Annotated in this window: 13 protein-coding genes and 1 pseudogene; 6 read left to right on the top strand and 8 right to left on the bottom strand. The window is 69.3% G+C overall.

Going from position 1 to position 16,622, the window contains the following annotated elements; all coding sequences use genetic code 11:
- Positions 1-16 precede the first annotated feature (16 nt).
- Entirely contained in the window at positions 17-2,077 is a 2,061-nt protein-coding gene (locus SM573_RS17540) for an SAM-dependent DNA methyltransferase (RefSeq protein ID WP_474616584.1), read from the bottom strand.
- A gap of 180 nt (positions 2,078-2,257) precedes the next feature.
- Between SM573_RS17540 and SM573_RS17545 the strand changes: the two genes are divergently transcribed.
- From SM573_RS17545 to SM573_RS17555, 3 genes are all read left to right on the top strand, one after another.
- Positions 2,258-2,782, top strand: coding sequence for a hypothetical protein (locus SM573_RS17545; RefSeq protein ID WP_474616585.1), 525 nt, complete (start codon positions 2,258-2,260; stop codon positions 2,780-2,782).
- A 171-nt stretch (positions 2,783-2,953) separates the two neighbouring features.
- Positions 2,954-3,223 carry a DUF7669 domain-containing protein gene (locus tag SM573_RS17550; RefSeq protein WP_474616586.1) on the top strand — a complete coding sequence of 90 codons (270 nt, stop codon included), beginning with the start codon at positions 2,954-2,956 and terminating at the stop codon, positions 3,221-3,223.
- Positions 3,224-3,487: 264 nt separating this feature from the next.
- Entirely contained in the window at positions 3,488-5,374 is a 1,887-nt protein-coding gene (locus SM573_RS17555) for a GmrSD restriction endonuclease domain-containing protein (RefSeq protein ID WP_474616587.1), read from the top strand.
- A gap of 148 nt (positions 5,375-5,522) precedes the next feature.
- Here SM573_RS17555 and SM573_RS17560 read toward each other — a convergent pair whose 3' ends face one another.
- A complete protein-coding gene (locus tag SM573_RS17560) occupies positions 5,523-5,759 on the bottom strand; it encodes a GntR family transcriptional regulator (protein ID WP_474616588.1) in 237 nt (78 codons plus the stop codon).
- A gap of 340 nt (positions 5,760-6,099) precedes the next feature.
- On the opposite strand from SM573_RS17560, the pseudogene SM573_RS17565 reads away from it, so the two are divergent.
- Both SM573_RS17565 and SM573_RS17570 read left to right on the top strand, forming a co-directional pair.
- A pseudogene (locus SM573_RS17565) lies at positions 6,100-6,351 on the top strand (DivIVA domain-containing protein); the annotation flags it as partial.
- A complete protein-coding gene (locus tag SM573_RS17570; protein WP_474616589.1) occupies positions 6,348-6,599 on the top strand; it encodes a hypothetical protein in 252 nt (83 codons plus the stop codon). The pseudogene SM573_RS17565 and the gene SM573_RS17570, both read left to right, overlap by 4 nt.
- 70 nt (positions 6,600-6,669) lie before the next feature.
- On the opposite strand, the gene SM573_RS17575 is transcribed toward SM573_RS17570, so the two are convergent.
- Complete coding sequence (locus tag SM573_RS17575) at positions 6,670-7,155, bottom strand: hypothetical protein (RefSeq protein WP_474616590.1); 486 nt, start codon at positions 7,153-7,155, stop codon at positions 6,670-6,672.
- Positions 7,156-7,274: 119 nt separating this feature from the next.
- Here SM573_RS17575 and SM573_RS17580 point away from each other — a divergent pair, with 119 nt between their 5' ends.
- The gene (locus SM573_RS17580; RefSeq protein ID WP_474616591.1) at positions 7,275-13,268 is read left to right on the top strand and encodes a DUF4011 domain-containing protein; all 5,994 of its coding nucleotides are present in this window, start codon (positions 7,275-7,277) and stop codon (positions 13,266-13,268) included.
- Positions 13,269-13,344: 76 nt separating this feature from the next.
- Here SM573_RS17580 and SM573_RS17585 read toward each other — a convergent pair whose 3' ends face one another.
- The 5 genes from SM573_RS17585 to SM573_RS17605 form a co-directional block, all read right to left on the bottom strand.
- Positions 13,345-14,076: a hypothetical protein gene (locus SM573_RS17585; RefSeq protein ID WP_474616592.1), complete on the bottom strand. Its 732-nt coding sequence runs from the start codon at positions 14,074-14,076 to the stop codon at positions 13,345-13,347.
- A gap of 320 nt (positions 14,077-14,396) precedes the next feature.
- Positions 14,397-14,627, bottom strand: coding sequence for a hypothetical protein (locus tag SM573_RS17590; protein WP_474616593.1), 231 nt, complete (start codon positions 14,625-14,627; stop codon positions 14,397-14,399).
- 3 nt (positions 14,628-14,630) lie between these two features.
- On the bottom strand, positions 14,631-15,911 hold the full coding sequence (locus SM573_RS17595; RefSeq protein ID WP_474616594.1) for a WXG100 family type VII secretion target: 1,281 nt from the start codon (positions 15,909-15,911) through the stop codon (positions 14,631-14,633).
- On the bottom strand, positions 15,908-16,228 hold the full coding sequence (locus SM573_RS17600) for a type VII secretion target (protein ID WP_474609895.1): 321 nt from the start codon (positions 16,226-16,228) through the stop codon (positions 15,908-15,910). Before SM573_RS17600 ends, SM573_RS17595 begins: the two co-directional genes overlap by 4 nt.
- Positions 16,215-16,616 carry a YbaB/EbfC family DNA-binding protein gene (locus SM573_RS17605; protein ID WP_474616595.1) on the bottom strand — a complete coding sequence of 134 codons (402 nt, stop codon included), beginning with the start codon at positions 16,614-16,616 and terminating at the stop codon, positions 16,215-16,217. The genes SM573_RS17600 and SM573_RS17605 overlap by 14 nt, the downstream gene beginning before the upstream one ends.
- Between the last annotated feature and the right edge of the window lie 6 nt (positions 16,617-16,622).

The raw sequence follows: 16,622 nt of genomic DNA on the forward strand, positions 1-16,622 counted from the left end.
TGTTCCGTTCTCTCGTTCACAAGTTCGTACCGTAAAGAGTCGTGAGGGTGCCGTCGGCGAAGCCGGTAACGGCGAGTTCGCGCAGTTCGGCGAGGAGGTCGGCCTGCCGTCGCAGTAGGCGCTCGCGTTCGTCGAGGCGGCGCAGCATCTCATTCAGGCGGACTGCCTCGTCCGGGCTCAGGTCGGGAATCGTCACGTCGCGCAGCCGTGGGCCGCGCACCGCGCCGGGGCTACGTGCGGTGTTGGGGGCGGTGTCCAGGAGCGCCTTCAGCACCCGCGGGGTGAGGGCGTCGCCGGGGGAGAGGCGCAGACCGCGGGCCGGAAACTCGAGCACCGAGAAGCCGTGCTCGTCGAGGAACACACCGAAATGCGGCACCGTGGTGACCATGAGGTCACCCGGTTCCGTGAGGGCGACGTGCGGGTACTCGGCGGCGAGCGTGAGCCGGTCCATCCAGCGATTCGACGGTTGCCCGACGACCTCCGCAGCGCCGATGACCCGATGATGGCCGCGCGGCCCGACATGCTCGGGTGACAGGCGGTGCCCCGGAAGGAGACGGACCCGGCGAGCCGCGCGCAGTGCGCCGAGGGAGAGCTCCCTCGGCCGGGCTCCGTCGCGCTGCACCGCCCCGGTGTTGAGGGCACCGTGCTCTTCGGCGTACCGGAGGGTCTCTTGCTCGGCGTCGGCGAGACGGCGCTCGACCTCGCCGATCAGCGCGGGCCGGTCGGCGGCCTGCCGGGACCGCAGGGTTATCGAGGCCGGGCCTGGCGGCCGCAGCGCAGCGCCGCGGCGCAGGTCCAGGGCGTCGAGCGGGACCACAAGGCCCGTCCGCGGGTCGTGCCCGTCACGACGGTGTCCCTCGGCACGCCACAACAGGATGTCCTCGGCCGCGGACTCCACGACGCGCTGATCGAGGGCGCTCCCGCTGAGGTCGGCCAGCAACAGGCGGCCCTGGGTGGCCGGAACAGGATCGCGGGTCAGCGCCCAGAGCGCGGCGGAGTGGCCGGGGCGAGCCGGGAAGACGCCTCCGGGGAGCCGCACCACAGCCTCCACGAGACCACTGGTCAGCAGATTCACCCGCTTGGTGATCGCGTCGGTGTCGCGTAGGGCATCGACCAGGCTCGCGGCGGGGCCGACCACGACGGCCGTGCAGCCGGGGCCGAGCCGATCGGCGATGTCGCTGACCCTGGCGAGATCCTCGGCCGGGTCGCAGAGCTCGGCGGGCTGGTAGGGAAGCCTGGTGACGACCACGTTCACGTCGGCGAAGTCGTCGTTCAGGTCGTCCGGGAGCACCGCGAAGTTGAACTCGGGGACGCCGGCCAGCAGCAGGCGGCGACGGATCAGACGGGCCAACTCTGGGTCCGGCTGCGCGGCGTTGAAAATCAACGCTTCCGGCTCTTGGTCGACCAGGAGCGCGGCAAGGAGATCGCCGGAGCCCGCATGAGGGTCGCCAACCGTGAGACGGCCGCCGTTGCTCAATCGACCAGGCACGTCGGCGGCGAGCCGGATCAGCGTGACCAGGTGGGGAGTGAGCGCATCGGTGGCCAGTTCCGGCCAACCGAAGCGAGCGCAGTTGCCGAGCAGGAACTGGTACGCCCGGCTCGCCTCGTAGGCACCCTCGATCAACTGCTCGACCATGCCCGGAAGATCGGCCAACGCCGGGGCTTCCTGCAGGTTGGTGAGCAGGAACTCGTCATCGGGGTCCAGACGCTCGGCCATCGGCAGCGGGTCGGCCGGCAACGGCCGTCCGGCCAGGTGACGCAGGCAGAGGGCGGCGCCCAGGGACAGCACCAGGCGGCGGCCGCCGTGCTCACGGGCGTACGCGGTCAAGGTGTGCATCGCGCGCTCGGCGCGCAAGCTGTCGGCGTCGGCGTTACCGAGCTTGCGGTCCATGAGCCAGGTGAGGACGGCGTCGGCGGGGAAGAGCGGCTGGCCGTTGCTGCCGGGGGCCGGGGCGGGGAAGTCGGGGTGGCGGCGCCGCCAAGTCGTCACGACTGGGCGCTCAACCTGGGCCAACAGGGCGATCTCGCTGTATGACATCAGTTCGGTGGCCACGCTCTTCACCTCCTCCGCGATCAAGGAGGATCACTGTAGCCGCTCGGCGGTTGTCGTCAATGATGCGACTTGATAACCCCTCTTATCGACTGCCTGTATCAACGATGCACCACGGAGGGTGTGTTCTGGTGCGACCGACGCCTACGACTTCGGACAAGGCCAAGGTCGACATCAAGATCACCGACATGGAACGGCAGGGAGACCGTGCGGTACTTCGTGGGCACCTACGGGCGGACCGACCGCTCATGGCTCGACGAGCGACCCGAGATGAAGCGACACTTCAAGGAAGATCCGCAGGACTGGCTGGCAGTCATCCCTCATGAAGTGGCGTTGCGTGACGTGGAGCTGATCAAGGCGGTCGTCGAGCCCAAGACGCTGGGGGAGGTGCGCCGGTCACCGCTCGCGCTTCCACTGGTCAAGGCCCTGTTCGACGAGCGGGCGGCCGTGGACGGTGAGCCGGCGTTCAACGAACTGGGGGACGACGTCGCGTTCGACTGGTATGACGAACTCGACGTCTACTGGCGGCCGGATCCGCGGTTGCGTACGGCGGAGCTGGCGCCGCCCAGCCTGCTTGCTGCCTTCGGCCGGGAGGACCACGGGCACGGCATGGACTACGAGCCGGCGACCTGGTTGCCGCTCGACGATCAGGTCGCCATCGAGGCGGCGCTGCGCGAGCTTGGGCACGAAATCATCTATGACGACACCATTCTGAACCGCTACCTGGCGTAAGGCGGGCGGGGCTAGGTGGTTCGGGGTAGACCCTTAGATTCGGCTCGCGCACGTCCTCCGCTAAGTCCGCGACGTCATCGACCGCTTCATGGGACAACAGCCATGCCCTTGTGCCCGAGCAGTGGACATTCGGCGGATCCAGATAAAGATCCATGCTCGTAGGGTCTGCTCATGGGGAGGCCGACCTGTCGAGACGAAGTTCTGCAAGCAGCCAGGGAGCTTGCGGCGCGAAGCTTTGACGGCGGTTTCACCCCTGACCAGATCGTCCGACTCCTGGTCAGCAGGGGCACGACCTACGCTGAGACGACCATCCGTACCCACGTCATTTCCCGCATGTGCGTGAATGCACCGGCGCATCACGCAACCCGCTACGGCGACTTTGTGCGGGACGAGAGGGGACGGTACCGACTTGCCGTAGGTCCTGGTCACCCGGCGGGATAACTCGCCGTGGTCGCGGTGGCGCTGCCTGCTCCGCGCCGACCAAGACGGCCCCTGCTCCCGCCGACTGTGACGGTGACCGCCGGTCACGCTCTGAGAGCCGTGGCGCGAGGGGTCTGCTGGCCGGCGCCCGTCCTGCCCGCTTAGCCGGGCATCGAGCATCTGCATGCCTTCTCCTCGCGGAACTCCTGGCTCTTCGTGGGACGGCGCAACGAGGTGTCTCCCGGTAGCCTGACCAGCAAGCCGATCGATCTTGTGGGGAGCATCGTGGGGTTCCAGACGCCGCAGTACAAGCTGTCCAAGCTTCTGGAACAAGCCGGCAGCGGCATGATTCAGCTACCGGACTTCCAGCGTGGATACAAGTGGGACGAGGAACGGATCAGATCCCTGCTCGTCACCGTTACCCTTGGTCACCCGCTCGGCGTACTCATGCTGCTGCAGACCGGCAACGATCAGGTGCGGTTCAAGCCGAAGGCGCTTGAGGGGACGGCGCCCGAGACCGGAAAGACCGAGCCGGACCTTCTCCTGCTCGACGGTCAACAGCGGCTGACGTCGCTCTACCAGTCGTTGACCGGTACCGGGGTGGTCGACACCGAGGATGTCCGGAAGAAGCAGGTCAAGCGGCGGTTCTACATCGACATTGTGCGGGCGCTCGCGGATCCGGCCCGTCGGGATGAGGCCGTGGTCGCGCTGCCTGGTGATGGCATCGAGCGGACCAACTTCGGTAAGGACATCAAGCTCGACGTGTCGACGCCGGAGAAGGAACGCAAGCAGGGCTACTTCCCGTTCCGCCTGGTGTACGACCAGCCGGGTCAGCTCGACTGGCTGTGGCAGTTCCCGGGTGCAACGGGGGACGCGGCCGAGCGAATCGCTCTGATCCAGCGTTTCCAGGCCGAGATCCTCACACCGATGCAGAGCTACGAGATTCCTGCTATCGAGCTCGACAAACTTACGACCAAGGGCGCGGTTGCCACCGTCTTCGAAAAGGTGAATACCGGTGGCCTGCCGCTCAACGTCTTCGAGCTCCTGACGGCGACGTTCGCCGGCGACGCAGCCTACTTCGCGGAGCACGGCGACGACTTCCGCCTCAACGACGACTGGCAACTCACCGAGCAGGTCATCGCCGCGCATCCGGTTTTGCACGGCATCCGCAACACCGACTTCCTCCAGGCGGTCACCTTGCTCGTGACCGCGAATGGCAGCTCGTTCACCTCCGCTCGCAAGGAGGACGTGCTCCGCCTGGAGCTACGCCAGTACCTGCCGTGGGCCGAGAAGGTTCGGGCGGCGCTGGTGTGGGTGGCGCAGTTTCTCAGGGACGAGCACATTCACCGGGCACGCGACATCCCGTACCCGACCCAGCTGGTGCCGCTGGCTGTGATCCGGGTGATCCTCGGCGAGGACGCGGACGTGCACGGCGTCCGGAATCGGCTGCGCCAGTGGTTTTGGTGCGGGATCCTGGGTGAGCTCTACGGCGGCGCCACCGAGACCAGATTCGCCCGTGACGTCGACCAGGTTCCGGCCTGGGCGCGGGCGGCAGTGTCCGGTGACACGGCGGAACTACCGGTCACGGTGTCGGCGGCCACCTTCGCGGAGTCGCGGCTGCTGTCACTGCGCACTCGTCAGTCCGCCGCCTACAAGGGCTTGCATGCGCTGCTCATGGCCCGCGGAGCGAAGGACTGGCGATTCAACCAGACCTTCGACCACACCCACTACGTGGCCCTCGATGTTGACATCCACCACGTCTTTCCCAAGAAGTGGTGCGACGACAACAAGATCAACCCGAATCTGCGCGAGAGCATCGTCAACAAGACGCCGTTGGCGGCGAAGACGAACCGGCTCATCGGGGGCGCGTCGCCGGCGAGCTACGTGCCGAAACTGGAAGCAGCCGCTGGCGTCACCGCCGAAGAGCTGGACGGCATCATCGGCGCCCATCTGATCGACACGGCGGCCCTGCGGGCCGCCGACTTTCAACGCTTCTTCCTCGCCCGCCGACGGGCGCTGCTCGAACTGGTGGAGCTGGCCATGGGCAAGCGGGCGCAGCGGGACGTCGATGCTGGGGAACTGAGTGGCGGTGACGAGGCTCCCGAGGCGTTCGCCCCAGAGCGCGAGGACCCCGATATTAGCGACGAAGCCCCGAGCGAGGAGACTGGCTGAAGGCTTAGACGCGTTCGTAGTCGGCCAGTTCATGCGGGGCTTGTCGAGGTACGGCTCTCCCGGGGACTCGCTGTAGATCACGGAAGGCCGGGGAGTTGATCGGCCGCCTTGGTGGGCGGGGTAGAGGACGGCGAAGGCTGATTCCGGCCTATGAGTCTTGCTCTGACGTGTCGGAAACGAAGACGCCAATGCCCATCCGGCCGACGAGTTCACCCAGCTCAATCATCGAGTCCAGAGCACGCCGCACGGTCATGTGGCTCGTGTCGTACTCCTCGGCGAGGAGGCGAGCGGACGGGAGCTTGCTGCCCGGCGGGTAGATGCCAGCCCGGATCTTGGCGCGGAGATCATCTCTGATCTGGCGCCAGAGCGGCTGGGCGTACGGCATGCGGCCAGCAAAGCAGTCGCGGCGACGGGCATGTAAAGGATCCCCATCCTATCTTTACAGGCTTTATAGGTCTGATAGTGTTCCTGCAGCGGGCCGAGGACGGGAGATGCATGAGCGGGCGATGGAAGTGGTTCTTGCGGCCGGGTAGTGCGGCGATCGACGTGGTGGGGCAGGTCGTGCCGCACGGCGACGTGCCATGCCACTACCGGCGTCCGATGGAGGAGGACTCCGTGCTAGATGGGCGGGTGACCTCGCGGTGTGACGGCGCGGTCGTTTACGAGCGGCCGTACCAGGGAGGCAGGTTGGAAATGAGAGTGTCGGTAGCCAGAAGCCGACGAGCGGTGGCGAGACCTATCGCTTCACCGCGTACCCGCATCTGCTGCCATGGCAGGTGCGCGAGCGCCGCTTTCGGCCGACACGCCCCGGACGCCGCGGCCTCAACCCCGACGAGGTGTACGCCTTCCTCGACCGCCTGGCAGCTGACATGATGGCGCTCTACGCCGAGATCACGAACCAACGCCAGGAGAACCTGCGGATCAAGGTCGCGTTGCGCCGGTGGCAGTCCGAGCAGGACAAAGGCGGCCGCCGGTGAGTGGACCGTACGTGATCCACCTGCCCGTGGTCGCCGCTGACCTGCCGGCCGCTCAGCGCCTGGCGCGGGTCGTCGGCCGCTGGATGACCGTGCTGCCGATGATGGACCCGGGGGAGATGACCGTCTCCGCGGAGGACGAGCAATTCCTCCGGCACCGTGTCTTCTGCGACCTGCGGCTGCCGGGTGGCCGGCGCTGCGTGCTCCGCGACGGCCACGAGGGCGAGTGCACCCGCCGCCTGTACCGGTAATGGGTGGGGGAGGCGGCGGGGAGCACGGGTCACCTCAGGTGCGGGCGGGAGAACTGGGTTCCTCAGTCGGTCACCGGCCGACGCCGACGCCGTCGACCAGGTTAATGGTTTCGTCGTCGCGGGTCACCTCGTAGCCGCGCTCGCGCAGCTCCGCGACCAGCTCAGCCTCGCCGTCGAGCGGGATCTCGAGGTACTCACCGTCGTGAACCGTGAGCACGAATTTGCCGTACCGGTCCTGCAGGTCCTCCGGCAGCACCTTCAACGCGCGGGCCGTGACCATCTCGGGCCAGCTCATGTTTACGACCGCACCCACCTCGGTGATGTCGAAGGGCTTGTCGTCGGCGTAGTCGTCCTCGTCGTAGCAGTCGGGGCCGGCGGGGTTCGACAGGTGGGTCATCTGCACCTGTCGGGCCTCGCCCCAGGTACGAGCGGAGGCGAGCGCCCGGATCTCCGCGGCCTCCCCGGCGGCGATGTCGGCGTCGGCGAAGGCGAGGCAGTCGTGGTTCTTGGCGTGGCCGTAGACCAGGCGCAGGCTGGTCGGGTGGTGCGTTGTCATGGCGCACATCCTGCCTCAGGCGTACGACTTCCAAGATCGTCAGATGGCCGGGGGACGGTCCACCGGTCGGGTGACCGCTAGGCTGGCCCTCGCTGGCCTCCCCACCTGGAGAAACACCCATGTCCGACAGCGTCTTCGCGCAGTTCACCGCCGACGACGACCAGCTCGCCGTCGCGTTGCTCGTGCAGCCGGCGATCAACGCCGCCCTGGTGCACAACCGGGTGCCGCTGGTCCGCCACCTCACGCTGACCAATCGGGGGACCGAGCCGCTGTCGGACGTGACGCTGACCCTCGACCTGCGAGGGCCCGACGGCGCCCTCACCGAGCCGTGGGCGCGTACCCTCGCCGCGCCGCTGCGGCCCGGCGCGAGCACGGGCTGGGACGACTTCCGGGACGTCACCCCCGACCGCGCGCTGCTCTACCGCACGGACGAGGCGTTCCCCGTCGACTACCGCCTGACGGCCCACGCAGCCGACAAAGAACTGACGCTCGTCGCCCCGTCGAGAGTGCTGGCGCACAACGAGTGGTTCAACAGCCCCGCCCTCTACGACAGCCTGGCAGCCTTCGTGCAGCCGAACACCCGCGCGGTGGAGGCGGTCCTGCGGTCGGCAGCGCAGCTCCTCCTCGCCCGCACCGGCTCCGGCTCGTTGCAGGGCTACCAGGAGGGTTCGGAGCGGGCGGCGCTGATCGCCGGGGCGGTGTACGAGGCGCTGCGCCAGCTCGAGATCACCTACCAGACCCTGCCGGCGTCGTTCGAGAACACCGGCCAGAAGGTGCGGACGACGGCCGCGGTGCTGGACGGGCGGCTCGGCAACTGCCTCGACCTGTCCGTCACGTACGCCGCCTGCCTGGAGGCGGCGGGTCTGCATCCACTCGTCTTCATCAGCGAGGGACACGCCTTCGGCGGCTTCCTGCTGGAAGAGGAGCGACTCGGCTCCGCGGCGGTCACCGAGACGAACCTGTTGATATCGATGGTGGACTCGGGCCGGGCGGTGCCGGTCGAGCTGACCCGCATCGGGCCCGGCGCCCAGTCGGCCACCTTCACCGAGGCGGTACGGGTCGGGCTCGGCCACTTCCGCGGCGAGGGCCACCGGCTGCAGGGCGTCGTCGACGTTCACCTGGCCCACCGTTCCGGCATCCGGCCGCTGCCGTCCGCCGACGAGCTGGTCGTGCCGGTCACCGCCGAATCGGGCACCGAAACCGCCACCGCGTCCCTCGACCTACCACCCGGTGTCGCCGCCGCGAAGCTCCGCCAGCTCGCCGACGAGGGCGACGAGGTGACGCCGCCCTCCGACGGCTCGCCGGCACGCGTCCACCAGTGGCGCAAGTCGCTGCTCGACCTCAGCCTGCGCAACCCGCTGCTGAACCTGCCGAAGCGCGGCCGGGGGCTGGACCTGCACGTGCCGTCCGGTGCGCTGGCACTGCTCGACGACCTCATCCACGACGGCCGGCAGGTGCAGATCATCCCGCAGGACGACATCAGCCACGTCCACGAACTGGCGGGGGCCCGCCGGGCGCAGGACCTCGACGCCGAGATGCTGACCCAGGAGCTGCGGACCGACCGCCGGGTCTACGGCGCCGTCACCGATGCCCGGTACAAGACCGCCATGCGGGCGCTGCAGCGCGAGGCGCGCACGATGGAGCAGGAGACCGGGAGCAACTATCTCTACCTGACCATCGGCACGCTGGTGCACACCAAGACCACCGGGGGAGAGGCGTACGCGCCGCTGTTCCTGCTGCCGGTGCGTATCGAGGGCGGCACGGGGCGTCGCCCGTACGCGATGGTCATCGACGGCACCGAGGTCGCCAGTCCCAACTACTGCCTCATCGAGTGGCTCCGGGTCAAGCACAACGTCCGGATCCCCGAACTGGAGCAGCCGGTGCTCGACGAGCACGGCATCGACATCGCCAAGACGCTGGCGGCCATCAGCGCCGGCCTCCTGGACAACCGGCTCAACTACCGCATCGACGAGACCGCGAGCCTCCGTCTGCTGCAGTTCTCGACGTTCCAGATGTGGCGTGACCTCGGCGACCACTGGCCGCGGTTCATGGAGAACCCGGTCGTCCGACACCTGGTGGAATCCTCCGGCGCGACCTTCGACGATCCGGCCCGCCCCGACCACGACACCAACGTCACGGTCGACGAGGCCGAGCTGCACCTGCCGATCCCGGCGGACGGCTCGCAGATGCAGGCGATCGTGATGGCCGAGCGCGGCCAATCCTTCGTTCTGGAAGGCCCGCCCGGCACGGGTAAGTCGCAGACCATCACCAACATGATCGCCCGAGCGGTCGCCTCCGGCCGGTCGGTGCTGTTCGTCGCCGAGAAGCAGGCCGCCCTCGAGGTCGTGAAGCGCCGCCTCAAGCAGGTCGGCCTCGGGCCGTTCGCCCTGGACCTGCACGGACGCAAGCAGTCCCTCAACGCCATCCGTCAGCAGTTGCGGGAGGCCCTCGATCACTACGACGACGCCGGCGACGGCGACTGGACGGCCGTCGAGACGGCCTACCGGACCCGGCTGGCCCCGCTCGTCGAATACCCGAAGCAGGTCCACACAACCAACCCCGTCGGGATGTCGCTCTGGTCGGCGTACGAGCAGGTCCTCGCGTACGGGGACGGGCCGTCCGCCCCGATCCCGGTGAGCTACCTGCACGCACCCACCGACGTACGCGCGCAGGTGGAGCGGGCCCTGCGTGAGTTCCCGGCGGCCGCCCGCTCGGCGCGGCTCCGGCCCGAGCATCCCTGGGCCCTCAGTGGCTGCCGCACCCTGGATGGGCTGCACGCCGCGGCCGTCACCGAGATCGCCGCTGAGCTCGAACGTCTCCGCGCCGACCTCGCCGCGCACCCGCACCTCGTCCGGCTGCTGCGAACGCTGCCCACCCCGGAGACCGTCACCGAGTTGCAGGCTGGCGCATGGCTCGCCGTACGCGGACTGCTGCCGGATCGCGAGACGACCCTGCATGCCGGCGACCGGGGGTGGGATGAGGCGGTGGCCCGGCTCCAGGCCGACCTGGCCGCCTTCCACCAGGGCTTCGCCGGTGAACTCGCCACCTTCCGGCCCGACGTGTACGCCCGCCAGGAGCTGACCCTCTGGCACGCCGAGGCGGAGGAGGCGGCGAAGAAGCTGCTCGGTAAGCGCAAGCGCCGGCAGGCGGTCGCCGACAAGCTGGCCGTGTACCTGGTCGCCGGCGCGACGCTCGACGTCGAGCGGATCGAGGTGACCACCGGCCGCCTGGTCGCCGCCCAGGCGCAGGCCGCCGCGCTGCACCAGAACGCGGCCGCGCTGGGCGGCCTGTACCTGCGCGGGTGGCAGCCGACGAACCCGGACGCGCAGGAGCGGCTGACCGAGGCGGTCGAGGCGACCCGCGCCGGCCGGGCGCTGCTGGCGCGGCACCCGCAGGCCTGGGACGTGTTCCAGCGGGGGATCACCGACGTCGACGCCGCCCTGCTGGACCGTGTCGCCTCCCGGTGGCGGGCCTGGCGCGGCGTGCTGCACTCCGGGGAGCCGGAGCTGGCGCTGTGGGCCGCGAACACCCACTGGGTCGACGCCTGGCACCGGGACGGCACGACCTGGCTGCACGACCTGCACACCGAGGAGCTGTTTCCGCTACGTCGCTGGGCCACCGTCCTCGCCCACGCCGACGTGCTCGCCTCCGCCGGTCTGGCCGACTACCGGTCCCAGCTGCTCCGCGGTGAGGTGAACGGCCAGCTCGCCGAGGAGATCTACCGCCGGGGGGTCGCTGCGGCCTCCCTCGCCGAACGGGTGCGGGCCGGCGGCCTGCAGTACTTCGACCCGGAGCTCCACGACGACGAGATCGCCCAGTTCGAGGCCTCCGCTGATCAGCTGCGGTCGGCGCTGCCCGAACGACTGCCCTCGGTGCTGATCCGCCGCCGCCCGTTCAGCCCGACCGACCGCCGGGGTCGCTTCGCCGACTTCGCCGCCGAACTGCGTCGCAAGCGCGGTGGCAAGTCCTTCCGGGAGTTGTTCGCGCAGTACGCCGACGCCGTGCTCGCGTTGACACCCTGCGTGCTGGTCAGCCCCGCGTCGGCGGCGAACTTCCTCGCACCGGGAAGCCAACGCTTCGACCTGGTCATCTTCGACGAGGCGTCGCAGATCCGGGTGGCTGAGGCGATCGGCGCGATGGGCCGGGGCAGCGCCGTGGTGGTGGTCGGCGACTCGAGGCAGATGCCGCCGAGCAGCATCATGCAGGCCAGCCACACCATCGACGAGGTCGACGAGGGCGACGGACCGGTGCCCGAGGACCTGGAGAGCATCCTCAGTGAGGCCGTCGAGTCAGGGCTGCCGCAGCGGTGGCTGTCCTGGCACTACCGCAGCCACGACGAGTCCCTCATCGCCTTCTCCAACCGCTACTACTACGACAACAAGCTGTCCAGCCTTCCCTCGCCCGGTGCCAGCAGCTCCGCCGGCATCACCTGGCGCCGGGTCGACGGCCAGTACGACCGGGGCGGCTCACGGACCAACGAGGTCGAGGCGCGCGCGATCCTTGCCGACATCACCCGGCGTCTGCACGACCCGGCCACCGCCGGCCAGTCCATCGGGGTGGTGACGTTCAACATCCAGCAGCGCGACCTCATCCTCAACCTGCTGGAGGACAGCAGCGACCCGATCATCCGGGAACACCTCTCCGGCGCCGTCCCAGAGCCGATCTTCGTCAAGAACCTGGAGAACGTGCAGGGCGACGAACGTGACGTGGTCCTGTTCTCGCTGGCCTTCTCCACCAACCCGGAGACCGGGCAGCTTCCACTGAATTTCGGTCCGCTCAGCCAGGCGGGCGGCGAGCGGCGACTCAACGTGGCCATCACCCGGGCCCGCCGCCAGGTGGTCCTGTACTCCTCGTTCGACCCGTCGGACATCGACCTGTCCCGGACGTCTGCGGTGGGCACCCAGCACCTGCGCGCGTACTGCGAGATGGCCGCTGCGGGTGCGGACCGCCTGGGTGACCTCGCCACCGACCGCAGCGAGCGGCGCAGCCGGATCCGCGACGAGGTGGCCGGGGCACTGCGCGAGCGCGGCCACGAGGTCCGAACCTCGCACGGCCTGTCCGACTTCACGGTCGACATCGCTGTCCGCGCACCGGGATCGCCGCGTTGGCAGGTGGCCGTCATGCTGGACGGTCCTGACTGGAGCGCCCGTCCGACGGTGGCCGACCGCGACTCGGCGCCCACACTGCTCCGCTCGATCATGGGCTGGCCGGAGGTCGTCCGCTTCTGGCTGCCGGCGTGGATCCACGACCGGTCCGCCCTGCTCGACCGCGTCGACGAGGCGGTCTCCCGCGCCGAGGCGCCCACGCCCCACGCCTCGCCGGCGGCCGTCGCCCCGATGCCCGAGCCCGCGGGTGATGCCATGCCGGACGCCGACGTCGCGCTGCCCCAGCCTCGATCCGCGGCCGACATCGAGTTTCCGCAGTCCCTGAACGGAACGGCGCAGCCGCTCCCCGCGGCGGACGGCGATCAGGTCGGCGAGCCGACGCCCGTCACGGCCCTCGCCGCCCCGCCCGCGCCGGTCACGTCGGTGACCGCGGCGGACGACATCACGGTCCGCGCCTTCATCCCGTACGCCCCGACGCCACTCGGCGACCAGGCCGACCTTGACCTGCTCGCCACCGACCAGCGGATACGCGAGCTCATGCGCGAGTCCCTCCGCGAGATCATCGAGGTGGAGGGTCCCGTCGAACAGCACCGCCTCGCCCGCCTGGCCCTCGCCCGGTTCGGCTTCCTCCGGACACGCGAGGACCGGCGCCTCGCCGTGCTCGCGCTCGTGGACTCCCGACGCCTCCACGCCCACCCGACCGTGGGCCGGTACGCCTGGCCGGACGGCACCGACCCACAGACGTACCGGGGATACCGGGTCACGCAGGCGAGCAACGACCGGGCGTTCGAGGAGGTCCCGCCGGAGGAGGTCGCCAACGCCTTCGTGCACGCGCTGCACGGCGTACCGAGCATGGACGAGGAGCGGCTGTTGCGCGCCGGCCTTGAGCGGCTCGGCTACCGCCGGCGTACCGACAAGATCGACAAACTGCTCCGGTACGGCCTGCACGTCGCCGTGACCAGCGGCCGTCTCCGCTACGACCAGGACGGCCGCCTCACGCTCGGCTGACGGCAGGAGAACCAGTTCCCCGGAGTGGACTCCGGTGGCGGAGGCGGGTGTTCGACGCCCTCCAGCGCACCGAGGGTCAGTCCTGCGAGTCCTCGGACGTCGGCGGCGTGTCCGCCGTCTGCTCCGGCCATGACGTCGGAGGCGGCCCGAATGCGCGACGACCCGCGCGTACGGCCAGAGTGGCGAGGGCAGCGTTGGCGCCACCACCAATCACGGCACCGATACCGAACGGTGCCACTCGACCGAGAACGATGATTCCCTGCTTGGTCCCGTACTTCGTGATGAAGTTCTTCCCCAAGATCTTGTTGATCTGATGCAGCGTCTCGAGAGGTACCTTGGCGACGACCTGGCGTCCCCAGTGTTGCCCTGTACGCTCGGCGACCTTGCCAATGGTGGCAGACCCCGATCCGCCGAGCATGATGCCCATCACGATCGTTCGTCGGCGTTCGATCTCATCGATGCGGACGCCGTGGACTTCGGCGATCGAGAGCGCGAAGAGGGCGCTCAGCTCAAGAGACGAGAGAACCTCGCCGGCCGACAGCGCCAGCGCGACGCCCGTACCGACGCCGGGCGCGGCGGCGGCTCCTCCCACCGCGGCACCCGTCCCGGCCAAGGCGCTGACGTACATCCGTTCCAGATTGCGGATCACCTCTGCTGGTGTCGCCTCCGGGTTCCGCTGGCGAGCCCGGGCGATGTTCTTGCGCACCAGCGGGCTCTGGACGGCGATCGCCTTGTCCAGAAGATCGAGGACGCGCTGCCCACGTACGGCTGCCTCCGGAACTGGTCCGTCGAGGGCACCTGCTGCCATGCCTTGCTCCTTCGCCATCGCGTCAAGGCGCCCACTCGACCAGCTGAGCGAACCGTCAGTCAGGTCGTTGAACGGTGGACACCGTGTTGATGGGCGAACTCGTTGATTGAGACGCCTGTGGCGGGGAGGGGCGAGCAGTGTCCACCTGGGTCGCAGTCGAGCAGCCTACGCCGGGGCAGGCCTCCACGATCAGGTCTGACGTTTTGACTACAGAGTGTGGACGGCTCGTCGGTGATCACGGTAGGAGCCGGTCCGCGGGTGAACCGACCAGTGGTACGCCTAGGCGAGGCCGAATACGTCGGGGCCGTTGGCCAGCGGACTCAACTTGCGAAGATGATCCGCGGCGGGAATTCGCCACCTGATCGCCACGCGTTGACGATCTTCGCCGTGATGGCGCTCGCCGCGGAATCGAAGTTCCCGTCCTCGACGCGCGCCTCAAGGGTCGTCGGATCGATTGTCAGGACCCGGTCGAAGTGATCCTCGAATCCGAACTCGTACCGCACGACGCTCGTCGCGATCTCCACACGCCGCGCCGCTACCATCATTCCCATGGCCTATCCTCTAAAGATCGAGTAGTCCTCGTAGGTTGGATCGGGAACCGATCTCTCCCAATTCGATATGCGGTTCGCCGCGGCGTGAGCCTCTCGATAGTCCGCCTGCGGGTGCGTGCGGTAATAGTTGGATTCGGCCAACTCGTGCTCGAGCAACGCATAGTCTTCCGGCAGTGGGCTGCCGCGACGGAGGCGCAGCCATGCTTCGGCCATCGGCGCGCTTGGGTCGTATCGCTGATGGATGATGCCGCCCGCATAGTCGTCCATGGGATGCTCTTCGAAGAAGACGTGCCGACGGATCTGCCGGATCTCGTCCAGGGAGAAGCCTCTGGAGCCGTCGAGCCGAGGGGCGTCGACCACATGCCGTGCTATGGCATCAGCGTCCTCCTCTTGACGAATCGCCTCGTATGCCTCACCGGCCCAACGCTCTTGACGATCGTAGTCGGCGATGTTGCGAGGTCGTGTGGTGTGGCCGCCATGAACCATCCCCTCTTCTGCGCCCCGAACGGAATGCGTGTCAGACGAACCTCTGAGTCGGCCCAGGGCCTGCTTGAGTTTCTCGATCAGTTCGGCGAGGCGACGTACCGCCGGGATGAGGCGGCGCAGGCTGTTGATCAACGCGCGGAGCAGCTTGGCGATGCGGGCGGCCCAGGCCGCCACCAGGGTCGGCACCTGCTCGGCGACGAGCGGCGTGGCGAGCCCGGCCGTGGCGACGAGTTCGGCGGCGTACACGATGAGGCGGGAGACGCAGGTGGCGATGGCGTCGCGGACGAGGAGCCGGACGGCGGCGACGAGGCCGGCGGTGGCCTCGGTGATGGTGGCCATCGTCTCGGCGCCCGCCGCCAGACCGGTGATGGCCTGTTGTTGTTCCGCGGCCCAGGCGCGGTAGGCGGAGCCGGCGGCACCGTTCCACTCGGGCACGTCATGACGGACGGCGCCGGCGAGGGCGTCGACCTCCTCGCGCAGCGAAGCGGCGACGTTGCGCCAGGTCTGGGCGTGGGCGATGATCTGTGCCGGGTCCCCGGCGAGCCAGTCGAGGGCCTCGCTGAGGGGTTTGACGTGCTCGATGAGCCAGGCGATGCCGTACTGGAGCAGGGCGCCGGCGGGATCGGAGACGAAGGCGAGGGCGTCCAGGCCGGCGCTCACCACGCCGAGCGTGCCGTCGATCCAGCTGCCGTTCCGGACGCCCTGGTGGATGAGCTCGATGTCCTCGAGAATCCACACGCCGGCCCAGGGGCTTGGTGCGGTGTCCGCCGGTGCGGCGACCAGGGGGTTGGTGGTCACAACCGGTCCCGGATCCGGTCGAGCTGCTGAGAGATCGCGGTGTCGGTGGCCCGGTAGCGGTCGGCGCTCGTGCGTAGCCGACCCGCGGTGTCGCGCACCGACCGGCCCGCGGTGCCGATGCCGTCGACCAGCGTGCGTTGCAGGCCGTCGAGCAGCGCGGGCATGATCGCGCAGAGCTGACCGTACGCGTCGGCGCCGAGCCGGACGTGCTGGCCCGCCTGCCGGGCGGTGTCGAGGCGGTCGGCGTGGCGGTCGAGCCGCCCGGCGTGCGCGGTCAGGTCGTCGGGATCGACCCGGACCTCGTCACCGGAGGTCATCCGGGGAGCCCGGGCGCGCGTCGAGCCGGCGTCGGTAGGAGTCGACGACCGCCTGCGCCGTCGGGTCGCCGTCGCCGAGCGTCTCGGCGGCGGCAGTGGTGACCTGGCGCAGCAGGTCGGCGTGCGCGGCCCTGGTGGTCGTCAGGATCTGCTCGGCCGTGTGGGCGGCGGGCCGCTGCCGGACGCGTTCGTCGAGCCGGAGCACCACCAGGGCACCGCGGGAGTCGACGGTGACCTCGACCAGGTGGTCGGGACTGCGCGCGATGCCGGTCAGCGCCCGCATTCGCGACGACAGGGCCGTTGCCCGCGCCGCCCGGCCGGCGATGCCCTTCTCCCACTCGTCGAGCCGCCGCCCCACCGCATCCAGCGCAGCCTCGTCCGCCCACACGCGACC

Source organism: Micromonospora xinjiangensis (assembly GCF_056150165.1).